The sequence below is a fragment of the Rhodococcus koreensis genome (assembly GCF_017068375.1).
Taxonomy (GTDB): Bacteria; Actinomycetota; Actinomycetes; order Mycobacteriales; family Mycobacteriaceae; genus Rhodococcus_F; species Rhodococcus_F koreensis.
In genome coordinates this window covers 7,539,065-7,553,992 of the sequence record NZ_CP070609.1, presented here as the reverse complement: position 1 = coordinate 7,553,992, position 14,928 = coordinate 7,539,065, and the positions used below count along the sequence as shown (strand labels likewise).

Annotated in this window: 11 protein-coding genes; 6 read left to right on the top strand and 5 right to left on the bottom strand. The window is 69.3% G+C overall.

All coding sequences use genetic code 11. The features are described from left to right. Positions 1 to 35 precede the first annotated feature (35 nt). Positions 36 to 4,544: an ATP-dependent helicase gene (locus tag JWS14_RS34120; protein WP_206015215.1), complete on the top strand. Its 4,509-nt coding sequence runs from the start codon at positions 36 to 38 to the stop codon at positions 4,542 to 4,544. A 1-nt stretch (position 4,545) separates the two neighbouring features. Beyond that, positions 4,546 to 5,295: a DNA-formamidopyrimidine glycosylase family protein gene (locus JWS14_RS34115; RefSeq protein ID WP_095860871.1), complete on the top strand. Its 750-nt coding sequence runs from the start codon at positions 4,546 to 4,548 to the stop codon at positions 5,293 to 5,295. Here JWS14_RS34115 and JWS14_RS34110 read toward each other — a convergent pair. Together JWS14_RS34110 and JWS14_RS34105 are read right to left on the bottom strand one after the other, a co-directional pair. Next, positions 5,292 to 6,023 carry a DUF1353 domain-containing protein gene (locus JWS14_RS34110; RefSeq protein ID WP_072949036.1) on the bottom strand — a complete coding sequence of 244 codons (732 nt, stop codon included), beginning with the start codon at positions 6,021 to 6,023 and terminating at the stop codon, positions 5,292 to 5,294. The two genes, JWS14_RS34115 and JWS14_RS34110, sit on opposite strands and share 4 nt — an antisense overlap. Positions 6,024 to 6,030: 7 nt before the next feature. Beyond that, entirely contained in the window at positions 6,031 to 6,609 is a 579-nt protein-coding gene (locus tag JWS14_RS34105) for a TetR/AcrR family transcriptional regulator (RefSeq protein ID WP_072949034.1), read from the bottom strand. 53 nt (positions 6,610 to 6,662) lie between these two features. Between JWS14_RS34105 and JWS14_RS34100 the strand changes: the two genes are divergently transcribed. Together JWS14_RS34100 and JWS14_RS34095 are read left to right on the top strand one after the other, a co-directional pair. Further along, a complete protein-coding gene (locus JWS14_RS34100) occupies positions 6,663 to 7,622 on the top strand; it encodes an oxygenase MpaB family protein (RefSeq protein ID WP_072949032.1) in 960 nt (319 codons plus the stop codon). A 184-nt stretch (positions 7,623 to 7,806) separates the two neighbouring features. Continuing rightward, a complete protein-coding gene (locus JWS14_RS34095; protein WP_095860872.1) occupies positions 7,807 to 8,343 on the top strand; it encodes a hypothetical protein in 537 nt (178 codons plus the stop codon). Here JWS14_RS34095 and glpD read toward each other — a convergent pair. Next, positions 8,321 to 10,063, bottom strand: coding sequence for a glycerol-3-phosphate dehydrogenase (glpD, locus tag JWS14_RS34090; RefSeq protein ID WP_072949028.1), 1,743 nt, complete (start codon positions 10,061 to 10,063; stop codon positions 8,321 to 8,323). The genes JWS14_RS34095 and glpD overlap by 23 nt on opposite strands. Before the next feature lie 50 nt (positions 10,064 to 10,113). Here glpD and glpK point away from each other — a divergent pair, with 50 nt between their 5' ends. Beyond that, the gene (gene glpK / locus JWS14_RS34085; protein ID WP_072949026.1) at positions 10,114 to 11,607 is read left to right on the top strand and encodes a glycerol kinase GlpK; all 1,494 of its coding nucleotides are present in this window, start codon (positions 10,114 to 10,116) and stop codon (positions 11,605 to 11,607) included. Here the strand turns inward: glpK and JWS14_RS34080 are convergent. Together JWS14_RS34080 and JWS14_RS34075 are read right to left on the bottom strand one after the other, a co-directional pair. Beyond that, positions 11,592 to 12,776, bottom strand: a complete 1,185-nt coding sequence (locus JWS14_RS34080; RefSeq protein WP_072949024.1) for an aminotransferase-like domain-containing protein — start codon at positions 12,774 to 12,776, stop codon at positions 11,592 to 11,594. The two genes, glpK and JWS14_RS34080, sit on opposite strands and share 16 nt — an antisense overlap. 168 nt (positions 12,777 to 12,944) lie before the next feature. After that, positions 12,945 to 14,348, bottom strand: a complete 1,404-nt coding sequence (locus JWS14_RS34075) for an NAD(P)H-quinone dehydrogenase (RefSeq protein WP_072949022.1) — start codon at positions 14,346 to 14,348, stop codon at positions 12,945 to 12,947. A gap of 116 nt (positions 14,349 to 14,464) precedes the next feature. Here JWS14_RS34075 and JWS14_RS34070 point away from each other — a divergent pair, with 116 nt between their 5' ends. Then, positions 14,465 to 14,926: a gamma-glutamylcyclotransferase family protein gene (locus JWS14_RS34070; protein WP_015890025.1), complete on the top strand. Its 462-nt coding sequence runs from the start codon at positions 14,465 to 14,467 to the stop codon at positions 14,924 to 14,926. The last annotated feature ends 2 nt before the right edge of the window (positions 14,927 to 14,928 follow it).

Genomic DNA, 14,928 nt, shown 5'->3' with positions numbered 1-14,928 from the left:
CGCCGCCTGTCGGACCCCCGGTGCAGTATGGAACGGTGACCGACGTCCTGGGCAGGTTCACCGCTGCCACCCGCGAGTGGTTCGGCGGCGCGTTTCCCGCGCCGACGGCCGCGCAGCTCGGTGCGTGGGAGTCGATCGCCAGCCGAGCGCACACGCTGGTCGTCGCCCCGACCGGTTCGGGCAAGACGCTGTCCGCGTTCCTGTGGTCCCTCGACCAACTCGCCGCAACGGACGGGAAGGACCGCAAGACCAAGGTCCTCTACATCTCCCCGCTCAAGGCGCTCGGTGTCGACGTCGAGCGCAACCTGCGGGCCCCGCTCGTCGGGATAACGCAGACGGCCAAGCGGCTCGGTCTCACGCCGCCGGAGATCTCGGTGGGTGTCCGCTCCGGCGACACACCGGCCGGCGACCGGCGCGCGCTGATCAAGAATCCGCCTGACATCCTCATCACCACCCCCGAGTCGCTGTTCCTCATGCTGACGTCCGCCGCGCGCGAGACGCTGACGCAGGTCGACACGGTCATCGTCGACGAGGTGCACGCGGTGGCCGGCACGAAGCGCGGCGCGCACCTGGCGTTGTCGCTCGAACGCCTCGACCGGCTTCTCGACACCCCGGCGCAGCGCATCGGGCTGTCGGCGACGGTGCGGCCACACGAGGAGGTGGGCCGGTTCCTGTCCGGCTCGGCGCCCATCCGTATCGTGGCACCGCCGTCGCCGAAGACGTTCGACCTCACCGTGCAGGTTCCGGTGGAAGACATGACCGAACTCGGTCTCGCCGAGCCCGCCGAAGGTTCGGCCTCGGCGACCCCGCAGGCGGGGTCGATCTGGCCGCACGTGGAGGAACAGATCGTCGATCTCGTCCTGGCGCACCGGTCGTCCATCGTGTTCGCGAACTCGCGGCGGCTCGCCGAGCGCCTGACCGCACGACTCAACGAGATCTACGCCGAACGCGCCGGGACAGCGGTCGACAAGAACCCGAAACCGGCCTCGCAGATCGGCACCCCGTCCGAGGTCAACTTCGGTGCGGACCCGCTGCTCGCCCGCGCCCACCACGGGTCGGTCAGCAAGGACCAGCGGGCCCTGATCGAGGACGACCTGAAGTCGGGGCGGCTGCGGTGCGTGGTCGCGACGAGCAGCCTCGAACTCGGAATCGACATGGGCGCCGTCGATCTGGTGATCCAGGTGGAGGCGCCCCCGTCCGTGGCGAACGGTCTGCAGCGCGTCGGCCGCGCCGGACACCAGGTCGGGGAGATCTCCCGGGGTGTGGTGTTCCCGAAGCACCGCACCGATCTCGTGCACTGCGCCGTCACCGTCGAGCGGATGGTCACCGGCAAGATCGAGGCGCTCGCCGTTCCCGCCAACCCGCTCGACATCCTCGCCCAGCACACAGTGGCGGCCACCGCGCTCGAACCGCTCGACGTGGACGACTGGTTCGAGACGGTACGGCGCAGCGGTTCCTTCGCGACGCTGCCGCGCTCGGCGTACGAGTCCACCCTCGACCTTCTCGCGGGCCTCTACCCGTCCGACGAGTTCGCCGAACTCCGGCCCCGCCTCGTCTGGGACCGCGAGGCCAACACGCTCACCGGACGCCCCGGCGCGCAGCGGCTGGCGGTCACGTCGGGCGGCGCCATCCCCGACCGCGGTCTGTTCACCGTCTACATGGTCGGTGAGAAGGCGTCCCGGGTCGGCGAACTCGACGAGGAGATGGTGTACGAGTCGCGGGTCGGTGACGTCTTCGCGCTCGGTGCCACCAGTTGGCGGATCGAGGAGATCACGTTCGACCGGGTGCTGGTCAGTCCCGCCTACGGCCAGCCGGGTCGGCTGCCGTTCTGGCACGGCGACGGTCTGGGCAGGCCTGCGGAGCTGGGCGAGGCGCTGGGACAGTTCCTGCGGGAGATCTCGCTCGGGCACGAGACCGAGGTGCAGGAGCGCTGCCGGACCGGTGGGCTCGACGAGAACGCCACGAACAATCTCGTGCAACTCGTCACCGAGCAGAAGACAGCCACCGGGCAGGTCCCCACCGACCGCACCCTGGTGGTCGAACGGTTCCGCGACGAACTCGGCGACTGGCGGCTGATCCTGCATTCGCCGTACGGCCAGCGCGTTCACGCTCCGTGGGCGCTGGCCGTGAGTGCCCGGCTGAGCGAGCGTTACGGCCTCGACTCGAACGCGACGGCGTCCGACGACGGCATCATCGTGCGCCTTCCCGACACCGAGGACACCCCGCCCGGCGCCGACCTCTTCGTCTTCGACACCGACGAGATCGAGGACATCGTCACCGAACAGGTCGGCGGGTCGGCGCTGTTCGCGTCCCGGTTCCGTGAGTGCGCGGCCCGGGCGCTGCTGCTGCCCCGACGAACCCCGGGAAAGCGCGCACCGCTGTGGCAGCAGCGGCAGCGGTCCGCCCAGTTGCTCGATGTGGCCCGCCGGTATCCGACGTTCCCGATCCTGCTCGAGACCGTCCGCGAGTGCCTGCAGGACGTGTACGACCTACCGGCCCTGAAGGACCTGCTCCGCCGGCTGGCGCGTCGCCAGATCCGGATCGTCGAGGTGGAGACGCAGTCGCCGTCACCGTTCGCCGGCGCCCTGCTGTTCAACTACGTCGGCGAGTTCATGTACGAGGGCGACAGCCCGCTCGCCGAACGCCGGGCCGCTGCGCTGTCCCTGGACTCGACGCTGCTGGCGGAACTGCTCGGCCGGGTGGAACTGCGCGAACTGCTCGACGCCGACGTCATCGCCCGCGCCGAACTCGAACTCCAGCGACTGCTCCCCGACCGCAAGGCGAAGGACCTCGAGGGCGTCGCCGACCTGCTGCGTCTCCTGGGGCCGCTGACCTCCGACGAGGTCGCCGCACGGTCGACCGCCGATCCGGCCCCCTGGCTCGACGAACTCGTGCGTGCGAAGCGGGCGCTCAGCGTGTCCTTCGCCGGTCGCGAATGGTGGACGGCCATCGAGGATGCGGCACGTCTGCGCGACGGGCTCGGGGTGCCGCTGCCCATCGGGGTTCCCGCCGCGTTCATCGAACCCGTCGACGATCCGCTCGCCGATCTGATCAGCCGGTACGCCCGCACCCACGGCCCGTTCACGATCACCGACGCCGCGGCCCGTTTCGGTCTCGGTTCGGCGGTGGCCCGCGACGTCCTGCAGCGGCTCGCACAGGGCAAGCGGGTGGTCGAGGGCGAGTTCCGCCCCGGCGCGACGGGCAGCGAATGGTGCGATGCCGAGGTCCTGCGACGTCTGCGCAGGCGCTCGCTGGCTGCGGCGCGTCAGGAGGTCGAGCCGGTCAGCACGGCGACGCTCGGCCGCTTCCTCCCGGCCTGGCAGCACGTCGGGGGCACACTGCGCGGTATCGACGGCGTCGCGACCGTCGTGGAACAGCTTGCCGGCGTTCCGGTTCCCGCGTCGGCACTCGAATCACTGATCCTGCCGTCGCGGGTGGCCGACTACTCCCCCGCCATGCTCGACGAACTCACGTCCACCGGTGAGGTGTTGTGGTCGGGGGCGGGCAGCATCTCCGGGAAGGACGGGTGGGTGTGCCTCCACCCCGCCGACGCCGCACCGCTCACGCTGACCACGCCCGCGGAATCGGACCTGTCCGACGTGCAGCGCCGGGTGCTCGACACGCTGTCCGGCGGCGGCGCGTTCTTCTTCCGGCAACTTGCGGACACCCTCGAGATGTCCGACGACAGCACGCTGGCCACCGCTTTGTGGGATCTGGTGTGGCTGGGCCACATCGGCAACGACACCCTTGCTCCGGTGCGCGCCCTGCTGTCGGACACGTCCAGGACCACCACGAGCCACCGGTCGCCACGACGTCCCCCGCGCGCCCGGGCGTATCGCAGTCTGACGGTCCCGGTGCGCACCGCACCGCCCACGGCCGGGGGACGGTGGTCGATTCTCCCCGCCGCCGAATCCGATGCCACGCTGCGGGCCAGCGCCACCGCCGAACTGCTGCTGGAGCGGTACGGGGTGGTGACCCGCGGGTCCGTGATGACCGAGAACGTTCCGGGCGGCTTCGCGCTGATGTACAAGGTGCTGGGCACGTTCGAGGACAACGGCCGCTGCCGGCGGGGACACTTCGTCGAGTCGCTCGGCGGTGCCCAGTTCTCCACTCCCCCCGTGGTGGACCGGCTCCGGAGCTACGGCGATTCGCTCGAGGGCAGGCACACCACACTGCCTGCCGTGACGCTCGCCGCCAGCGATCCCGCCAACCCGTACGGTGCGGCCCTGCCGTGGCCGCGGCGCGGCGACGACGCGCCCGCGCACCGGCCCGGACGCAAGGCCGGCGGACTGGTGGTGCTGGTGGAGGGCGAGCTGACCCTGTTCGTCGAACGCGGCGGACGCACCGTCCTCACGTTCACCGACGACCCGGGTGTGCTCCGCACCGCGGCCGTCACGCTCGCCGGGGTCGTCAAGCGCGGTGGGATCGACAGGATCGTGGTCGAGAAGGTGGACGGCGACACCATCCACGGCAGCGACTTCGCACCGATCCTGACCGAGGCCGGGTTCTCGCCCACTCCACGCGGTTTCCGGTTGCGAGCCTGACATGCCCGAAGGCGACACCGTCTGGCGCACCGCCAACTCGCTGCGCGACGCCCTCGAAGGCAAGGTGCTGACCCGGTGCGACGTGCGGGTCCCGCGGTACGCCACCGTCGACCTGTCCGGCCAGCTCGTCGACGAGGTGGTCAGCCGGGGAAAGCACCTCCTCATCCGGGTCGGCGACCACTCCATCCACACGCACCTGAAGATGGAGGGTGCGTGGCACATCTACGCGCCGGACTCGAGGTGGCGGCGTCCGGCGCACCAGGCGCGCATCGTGCTGGCCACCGAGGACCGGGTGGCGGTCGGGTTCTCGCTGGGCATCACCGAGATCCTCCAGCGTGACGACGAGGAGTTCGCGGTCGGCCACCTCGGCCCCGACCTGCTGGGGCCGGACTGGGATGCAGGCACGGCGGTCCGCAATCTGCGGGCGGCCGGCGAGCAGCCCATCGGTCTCGCCCTCACCGATCAACGCAATCTGGCCGGTCTCGGCAACGTGTACCGCAACGAAGTCTGCTTCCTCCGCGGCGTCCACCCGTACACTCCGGCGGCCGAGGTGACCGACCTGCCCGCAATGGTCACGCTCGCGCATCGCATGATTCACGCCGACAAGAACAACTCGATCCGTCACCGGCCGTGGGTGTACGGGCGGGCCGGACAACGGTGCCGCCGCTGCGGGACGGTGATCGAAGGCCACGACCTCGGCCGCCAGGAGATCTTCTTCTGCACGTACTGCCAACCGCCAAAAGTGGTTTAGCGGAGGACCGTCGTCGGCGGCCCGAGCGGCGGGGGTCGGCGCGTGCGCCTGCGGCCGAGCAGCCAGGCGGCACCGTCCGGCACCCACAGCACCGCGGCTGTGCCGATCGTCAGCAGATACGTGGGCGCGATCAGGGGCAGCAGGATGCAGCCCAGCAGGGCGACGGGAAAGTCTCTGCGCCACAACAGCGATAGCAGCACCGGCACCGCGAGCAGGAGGGCGGCCAGGCCTAAATGCGAGGTCGCCACGGCCCACGGCACGCCCACCACCCAGCACAGCATCCCGAGCACCTGGTGGGTGATCAGCAGGAACCGGACGACGTCGGTGAACGTCCAGAACCGGCCGACCTCGACGCCGACCCAGAAGATGCGGCTGCGGAACGGTCCGACGCCTTCGTCGAGCAGGGCGAGCCGGAACAGTTCGTCCGCGTGGCGTCGCAGCGTGTTTCCCTCCTGCCCCAGCGCGCTCGCACGTTTGCAGAGGTCGTCGTGCATGATCGCGGGAAGCAGTTGCCGGCCGTACGGCGTGAGCAGACCCTGCAGCGGCGCGGGGATCGACGCGAGATCCGTGCGGAGCAGGCACGGCATCGGGGCGCAGCCGGGCACCGTCACCACCGTGTCGCCGTGGACGTAGACGAATTCGCCGACGAGTTGGAAGAACTTGCGGTCGAGTACCCGGAGTTCGGGTTGCGGGCGAGTCGGATCGTCCACGGACACCTGGAACGGCATGCGCACCTCACTCGTGGCCGGCCTTGTTTGCCTCCACCACCAGAGTGACGCAATGCGCGACGAATTGCTCGCGCGACGCGGCAACAGTTCCGTCGAGATATCCGATGAACAGGGTCGTGAGGGCGCCCACCACTCCGACGGCGACGAGTTGCTTCGTCACCTCGTCGTCGACGGCGGAGAGCTGGTCGTGCACGAGTCCGACGAAGCCGGGCATCAGGTCGATGCCCCGCCTGCTCAGCGCGGGTTCGGACAAGGGCGCCAGCAGCAGGACGCGGCCCATGGCGGGATCGTCGACCATCAGCTTCACGAACGCGTCCACGGCCGCCTCGGCGCGCTCGCGTGCGGTCTCGGTGGACGCCACCGCCGCCACGAGCGCGGCCTGCGCCTCGTCTCCCACCGCGGTGTAGACCGCGCGCACGAATTCGTCCCGGTCCCGGAACGACTCGTAGAAGTACCGTTCGGTCAGCGATGCCGCACGGCAGACGGCGCGCACGTTCACGGCGGGCCCGTCCGCCGCACCGAGCAGGGCGACGCCCGCCCGCAGCAGCGAATTCCGACGTGCTTCCCGCCGGTCCTCCAGCGTCACTCTTCTCGCCCCAATCCTTGACTACACGTGTTGTCAGATCCTAGTCTGACAACGTGCGTAGTCACTTGAACGCGGACGGTACGCCCGTCCCGGCCTCCGCTCCCGTTCCCCTCGGCCCCGATTCGCTGACCTGGAAGTATTTCGGCGACTGGCGCGGAATGCTGCAGGGCGTGTGGGCCGGGTCGATGCAGAACATGCACCCCGGTCTCGGCGCCGGCGTCGAGGAACACTCCCGCTTCTTCGACGAGCGGTGGGAGCGGCTCTACCGGTCGCTGTACCCGATCGGCGGCGTCGTCTTCGACGGCGACCGCGCCCAGCAGACCGCGGAGCAGGTCCGGGGATACCACGACAACATCAAGGGAATCGACAAACACGGCCGCAGGTACCACGCCCTCGACCCCGACACGTTCTACTGGGCGCACGCCACGTTCTTCATGGGCACCATCCTCACCGGCGACAATTTCATGGGTGGCCTCACCGAAGACCAGAAGCGCCGCCTCTTCACCGAGCACATTCAGTGGTACCGCCTGTACGGGATGAGCATGCGCCCCGTCCCGGAGACGTGGGAGGCGTTTTGTGAGTACTGGGATCACATGTGCCGCAACGTGCTCGAGGACAACAAGGCCACCCGCGACGTCCTCGACCTGTCCGGGCTCGGCGCTCCCCCGTTCCTGTCGTGGCTGCCCGGCCCGGTGTGGGCGATCCTCCGCATCCCGGTGGCGAAAGGCTTCGTGTGGCTGACGGTCGGCATGTACGACCCATCGGTCCGCGACCTCCTCGGCTACCGCTGGACCACACGCGACGAGCGCCTGCACACTCTCGTCGGCCGCGCCGTGAGCGCCGTCTTCCGCCTCGTCCCCTGGCGGTACCGGTACCACCCGCGTGCCCGCGCCGGCTGGGACCGCGAGACCGGACGCGCCCCCACGCACGCGCCGCTCGTCCACACCCCGCGGCGCAATCTTCCCCCGGTCGACCGGCGCGACGACCCCCAGCACTACAGCCCGAAAGACTGAGTTCCCAGCGAGCTCACAGACAACGCCCACACTGCTCACGGGTTCCGGGACGACGCTGAATCACATGGAATTCATCGCTGTTTCAGCCCTCGTCGTCATGGCGCTCTCCGGGGTCGTCGCCGCACACGCACCGAAATCGCTCGTCCACACTCGCTGACCGCGTGCGCGTGGAATGCTCGGGGCCATGGAGTGGGACCTTCCGAAGCTCTTCAACCGCCCCGCGCAGCTAACCGACGCCCCGATCGACACCGAGCGTGTCGCCCGGCGCATCAGCGCCTACATCTACGGCAACATCCTCGTCCTCGCGGCGCTGATCCCCGTCACCAAGGCGCAGGAAACCGTCGGCATCGCGATCGTCGTCGGAGCCGCTCTGTCCACCTTCCTCGCGCACATATTCGCCGAGTCCGTCGGCCAGACACTGCGTCTCGACCGCACCCTCACCCGAGCCGAACGCAGCGGCGAACTCCGCGACAGCCTGCCCATCCTCACGTCGGCCGTCGTCCCCAGCATCATCCTGTGCACCGCGCTGATCGGCTGGCTCGAGCCGAGGACGGCGCAGTTGATCGCCGAGCTGGTGATGATCACCCGGATCGCGTCGATCAGTTACGTGATCAGCCATCTCCGCCGCGAGAAGGTCACGTCCGGCACCCACTGGGCGGCGATCGGCCTCGCCGCCGTCGCAGCGGCCGTCGTGGTGATCAAGGTATTTCTGACACACTGACCGGCGGTTCGAGCAGTTCGACCCGCGATTCCGGTGCTGCCGCCCGCAACGCGTCGGCGGACAGGTCGTCCGGCTGCGCCTGCGACTGCACCTCCGCCTCCACCCGCGCCTGGTACGTCTTCACCTCGCGGTCGATGTCGTCGGCGTCCCAGCCGAGGACCGGAGCCACCAGTTGCGCCACCTGCTCGGCGCAGTTCACACCCCGATGCGAGTACTCGATCGCGATGCGGGTGCGCCGGGCGAGGATGTCGTCGAGATGCAGCGCACCCTCCGCCGCCGCCGCGTACACGACCTCGACCTGCAGGTAGGCGGGCGCGTCGGTGAGGGGCTGGAGAAGTTCCGGCTTCTCGGACGCCAGGTCGAGCACCTCGCCGATCAGCGAGCCGTAACGGTCCAGCAGGTGCTTCACCCGATACGGGTGCAGCCCGTACAGCTGGCCGAGGTGCACGGTCTGGTTGACCAGCGCGAAGTACCCGTCCGCACCCACGAGCGGCACCTTCTCGGTGATGGACGGCGCCATCCGCGCCGGAATGTCCTCGGCCGCGAGATCCACGGCGTCCTCGGCCATCACACGGTAGGTGGTGTACTTGCCGCCCGCGATGGCGACGAGGCCCGGTGCCACGCGCGCGACGGCGTGCTCGCGCGACAGCTTCGACGTCTCGTCGCTCTCCCCGGCGAGCAGCGGACGCAGACCGGCATAGACACCGTCGATGTCGTCGTGGGTCAGCGACGTCACCAGCACCTTGTTGACGTGACCGAGGATGTAGTCGATGTCGGCCTTGGTGGCCGCCGGATGCGCGAGGTCGAGGTTCCAGTCCGTGTCGGTGGTGCCGATGATCCAGTGACTGCCCCACGGGATGACGAACAGCACCGACTTCTCGGTGCGGAGGATGATCGCGGCGTCGCTGACGATCCGGTCGCGGGGCACCACGATGTGGACGCCCTTGGACGCGCGGACGCGGAACCGGCCGCGTTGCCGCGACAGCGCCTGGATCTCGTCGGTCCACACCCCGGTCGCGTTGATGACGACGTGCGCCTTCACGTCGGCGGTGCGCCCGTCCTCGCAGTCCCGGATGCGCACCCCGGACACCCGGTCCGCCTCCCGCAGGAAACCGACCACCTGCGTCGACGTCCGCACGACCGCACCGTAGTGGGCGGCGGTGCGGGCGACGGTCATGGTGTGCCGGGCGTCGTCGACGACGGTGTCGTAGTACTGGATGCCGCCGGACAGCGAGTTGCGCTTGAGCCCGGGCGCCATCCGCAGCGCACCCGCGCGGGTCAGATGCTTCTGCGGTGGAACCGATTTGGCGCCGCCCATCCGGTCGTAGAGGAAGATGCCTGCCGCCATGTAGGGCCGCTCCCACAGCCTGTGGGTGATCGGGAACAGGAACTTGAGCGGCTTCACCAGGTGCGGCGCGAGGGTGGTCAGCGACAGCTCACGCTCCCGGAGCGCCTCCCGGACCAGTCCGAACTCGAGCTGCTCGAGATAGCGCAGCCCGCCGTGGAACATCTTCGACGAGCGACTCGACGTTCCGGACGCGTAGTCGCGCGCCTCCACCAACGCCACCTTCAGCCCGCGGGTGGCCGCGTCCAGGGCCGCACCGGCACCGACCACACCACCGCCGATCACGACGACGTCGAACTGTTCGGTCTGCAGCTCGTCCCAGGCGGCATCGCGCTGCCGGGGACCGAGGAACTGCACACCAGGCTGACTACTCAACTCGGGCTCCTGTGAGATGACGACGGATTCATGCCCAGGCTAGTAGCTTCATGCGTGTGATTCAGTACATCGCCGCGATAGACCAGGGCACCACCTCCAGCCGCTGCATGATCTTCGATCACGACGGCGCCGTGGTGAGCGTCGCCCAGAAGGAACACGAGCAGTTCTTTCCGCGCGCAGGCTGGGTGGAGCACGACCCGCAGCAGCTGTGGATCAACACCCGCGAGGTGGTGGCGTCCGCGCTCGCGAAGGCCGACCTCACCAAACGCGACATCGCCGCGATCGGCATCACCAATCAGCGCGAGACGGCGGTCGTGTGGGACCGGAACACCGGAGAACCCGTGTACAACGCCATCGTCTGGCAGGACACGCGCACCGACGAGCTGTGCACGCAGCTCGGCGGCGACGAGGGCCCGGGCCGCTACCAGAAGCGCACCGGTCTACCGCTGTCCACGTATTTCTCGGGGCCGAAGGTCCGCTGGATTCTCGACAACGTCGACGGCGCCCGCGAGAGGGCGGAGGCGGGTGAGCTCTGCTTCGGCACGATCGACAGCTGGATTCTGTGGCACATCACCGAGGGCACCCACGTGACGGATGTCACCAACGCGTCCCGCACTCTGTTGATGAATCTCGAGACCCTCGACTGGGATCCGGAGATCTGCGCCGATTTCGGCATCCCGATGTCGATGCTGCCGGAGATCCGCAGCTCGTCAGAGATCTACGGCGTCGGACGCGAACGGGGAACGCTGCCGGGAGTGCCCGTCGCGGGGATCCTCGGCGATCAGCAGGCCGCGACGTTCGGGCAGGCCTGCCTGTCCGAAGGCGAAGCGAAGAACACGTACGGGACCGGGAACTTCCTGCTGCTCAACACGGGAACCACACCCGTGCACAGCAAGCACGGCCTTCTCACCACCGTCTGCTACAAGATCGGCGACGCACCTGCCGTCTACGCGCTCGAGGGGTCCGTGGCCGTCACCGGTTCGCTGGTGCAGTGGCTGCGCGACAACCTGGGAATCATCAGTTCGGCCAAGGACATCGAGGATCTGGCGAAGTCCGTCGACGACAACGGCGGCGCCTACTTCGTGCCCGCGTTCTCCGGGTTGTTCGCCCCCCGCTGGCGGCCCGACGCCCGCGGGGCGATCGTCGGGCTCACCCGGTTCGTGAACAAGGGCCACCTCGCCAGGGCCGCCCTCGAGGCCACCGCGTATCAGACCCGTGAGGTGATCGAGGCAATGCGCGCCGATTCGGGCGTCGAACTCGCCTCGCTCAAGGTGGATGGCGGCATGGTCGTCAACGAGACGCTCATGCAGTTCCAGTCCGACATCCTCGCGGTGCCCGTCATCCGGCCCGTCGTCAACGAGACGACGGCGCTGGGCGCCGCGTACGCCGCGGGCCTGGCCGTCGGCTTCTGGGAGAGCGAGGACGACATCCGCGCGAACTGGGCCGTCGACAAGACCTGGGAGCCCGGGATGGACGAGGCCGAGTGCACCCGGCTGTACGCCGAGTGGAACAAGGCGGTCGAGCGGACCTACGACTGGGCGTGATCGGCGTACGCGTCGCCGAGCCTCGCCGCCGCACCCGTCAGCACGTCTTCCGAACAGGTCGCGAAGCACAGCCGCAGAGCGCTCCGGTGCTCCGCGGCGACGCCGAACGCCGATCCGGGGACGAAGGCCACGCCGTGCTCGACGGCGGTCTGCAGCAGCGCCGCCGTGTCGACGTCGGCGCTTGTGAACTCGGTCCAGCAGAACATTCCGCCCACGGCCGAGGATACGCCGGCGCGGTCGCCGAACGTCGAGGCGACACCGTCGGCGAGTGCCCGGGCCCGGGATCCGTAGCGGGCGCGCAGCATCTCCAGGTGCAGGTCCAGCCACGACTCGTCCGACAGCAGTCCGGCGGCGATCTGGTGGGTCAGTGACGAACCGCAGAGGTCCGCACCCTGCTTGAGCAGTTCGACGGCCTCGCACACCCGCCGGTCGCCGTGCAGCCATCCGACCCGCAGCGCGGGTGCCAGGATCTTCGAGGCGCTCGACAACCGGATCACCCGGTCCGACAGCGCCGCGACGGGCGCGGGCGGCGGCCCGTCGAAGAAGAGTTCGCCGTACGGGTCGTCCTCGATCACCCAGAAGCCGAAGCGATCGGCCAGTGCGGCGAGGTGTTCCCGGCGACCGGCCGCCAGGACGACGCCGCGCGGGTTGTGGAAATTGCTCACCGTGTGGACGACCGTGGGCCGCAGTCCGGTCTCGAGCATGCCCTGCAGGGCGGCGGTGTCGATGCCGTCGGCGTCGAGTGGGACGGACCGGACGTCGGCCTCCGCGGCACGGAACACCTGCAGCGCTCCGGTGTATGCGGGTTCCTCGACGATCACGACGTCGCCGGGGTCGAGCAGCACCTGTGCGAGCAGGCTCAGCGCCTGCTGCGAGCCGTGCGTGACGACGACGTCTGCGGCGTCGAGCGGCCGGCCGATCTTCGCGCCCTCGCGGGCGGCGAGCACGTCGCGGAGCTTGCGCAGCCCGGTGGTCTCGCCGTACTGGACGGACGCCGGATCCGCGAGCGCGAGTTCGGCTTCCTTCCGGATCCGTTCCCGCGGAATGAATTCGGGATCCGGCAGCCCGCCCGCGAGACTGACCACGTCGGGCCGGGCGGTGAGGGTGAGAAGGTCACGGATGGCGGAGCTGTGCAGCCCCTCCATGCGGCGGGCAAGTGATTGCGGCATGTCGACTCCCAGGAGGCACGTCAAAGCGGAGATCAGGTGAGGAACACCCTGTCCGTCCTGGGTCTGCGGGGCGGGAGAGCGCCGAGGCACGGCCGATGATTTCGGACCGTGCCTCGACTATCTCACCGCGGGAGCCACTATGTGAAATGCGATTCTCACATTTCGGGATCAGTCCAGGTCGTCGTGCCGCATCAGCTGGCGAGCCGCCTCGGTGATCGACCCCGTCAGCGACGGGTACACCGAGAACGTCGCGGCGAGATCATTGACGGTGAGGTTGTTCTGGACGGCGATCGCGATGGGCAGGATCAGCTCCGACCCGTTGGGGGCCACCACCACGCCGCCGATCACCACACCGGTGGCCGGACGGCAGAAGATCTTCACGAAACCGCGGCGCAGCCCGGACATCTTCGCGCGCGGGTTGGTGTTGAGCGGGAGCATGACGGTGCGGGCCGGGACCTCGCCGTCGTCGATCGCGGCCTGGCTGACGCCGACGGTGGCGATCTCGGGGCGGGTGAACACGGCCGACGCCACCGTCTTCAGCTTGATGGGGCTGACGCCCTCACCGAGCGCGTGGTACATCGCGATGCGGCCCTGCATGGCGGCGACCGACGCCAGCGGCAGCAGGCCGGTGCAGTCACCCGCGGCGTAGATCCCGGACACCGGCGTCCGCGACACCCGGTCCACGCGCAGGTATCCGCCCTTGTCGAGCTCGATGCCGACCTTCTCCAGCCCGAGGCCCTGCGTGTTGGGCACCGAACCGACGGTCATCAGGGCGTGGCTGCCCTCGACGGTGCGGCCGTCCGCGAGGACGACGACGATGCCGTCCTCGGTGCGCTTGACGGCGTCGGCCCTGGCGTGCTTGACGAGGGTGACGCCGCGTTCGGCGAGGACGTCCTCGAGAACGAGGGCGGCGTCGGCGTCCTCACCGGGCAGGACGCGGTCGCGGCTGGACACCAGGGTGACCTTGACACCCATCTCGGTGTAGGCGGACACGAACTCGGCACCGGTCACACCGGAACCGACGACGACGAGGTGCGTGGGCAGCTCGTCGAGGTCGTAGAGGTCGCGCCACGTCAGGATCCGCTCGCCGTCCGGCTCCGCCCCGGGGATCACCCGGGGGCTCGCGCCTGTGGCAATGAGGACGACGTCGGCGTCGAGCGTCTTCTTCTCGCCGTTCTCAAGGGTCGCACACACCTGATGCGACGCCATGCCGAGCCGCTGGTCGGTGAGCTCGGCGGTGCCCGACAGCAGTTCGACACCCACGGTCTGCAGCCGCGTGCGGATGTCGGAGGACTGCGCCTGGGCGAGGCTCTTCACACGGGCGTGGATCTTCGGCAGGGCGACCGTGGCCTGCTCGGGATCGAGCGCAATCCCCAGGTCGGTGGCGCGCCGCATGTCGGTGCGCACTCCGGTGGAGGCGATGAAGGTCTTGGACGGCACGCAGTCGAACAGAACGCAGGCGCCGCCCACCCCGTCCGAATCGATCAAGGAGACGGAGGCGCCGTGCTGTGCGGCCACCAACGCTGCCTCGTATCCGGCAGGCCCGCCACCAATGATCACGATTCGGGTCATCTGTCCTCCAATTCACCTGTCGACCGGGGTCTCCGGCCAGCTTTTCCTACGATCGCAGCGCGTCGTGTCGTGCACTGCATGCAACAGATTACTAGCCACCGTTTAGGCTTGCCGCCGTGTCGATCTATGCCGCCTACGGGTCCAACATGCATCCCGAGCAGATGTTGCAGCGCTGCCCTCATTCGCCGATGGCGGGGACGGGCTGGCTGCACGGCTGGCGACTGACGTTCAGTGGCGGGGACATCGGCTGGGAGGGCGCACTCGCCACCGTGGTCGAGGACCCCGATTCCAAGGTGTTCGTCGTGCTGTACGACGTCCCCGAGGAGGACGAGGTCAGCCTCGACCGATGGGAGGGCTCCGAACTCGGCATCCACCGCAAGATCCGCGTCCGCGTGGACACCGTCGGCGAACCGGAACTCGCCTGGTTGTACGTGCTCGACGCGTACGAGGGCGGCCTGCCGTCGGCCCGCTACCTCGGGGTGATGGCCGACGCCGCGGAGATCGCCGGGGCCCCCGCCGACTACGTGCGCGACCTGCGTACCCGCAACAGCCGCAACGTCGGACCGGGCACCGAATAGCA

Excerpts from the sequence above, each read along its gene's own strand:
- JWS14_RS34115 (WP_095860871.1), top strand. The coding sequence starts at position 4,546 with ATGCCCGAAGGCGACACCGTCTGGCGCACCGCCAACTCGCTGCGCGAC.
- JWS14_RS34095 (WP_095860872.1), top strand. The coding sequence starts at position 7,807 with ATGGAGTGGGACCTTCCGAAGCTCTTCAACCGCCCCGCGCAGCTAACC.
- glpK (WP_072949026.1), top strand. The coding sequence starts at position 10,114 with ATGCGTGTGATTCAGTACATCGCCGCGATAGACCAGGGCACCACCTCC.
- JWS14_RS34080 (WP_072949024.1), bottom strand. The coding sequence starts at position 12,776 with ATGCCGCAATCACTTGCCCGCCGCATGGAGGGGCTGCACAGCTCCGCC.
- JWS14_RS34075 (WP_072949022.1), bottom strand. The coding sequence starts at position 14,348 with ATGACCCGAATCGTGATCATTGGTGGCGGGCCTGCCGGATACGAGGCA.
- JWS14_RS34110 (WP_072949036.1), bottom strand. The coding sequence starts at position 6,023 with ATGCCGTTCCAGGTGTCCGTGGACGATCCGACTCGCCCGCAACCCGAA.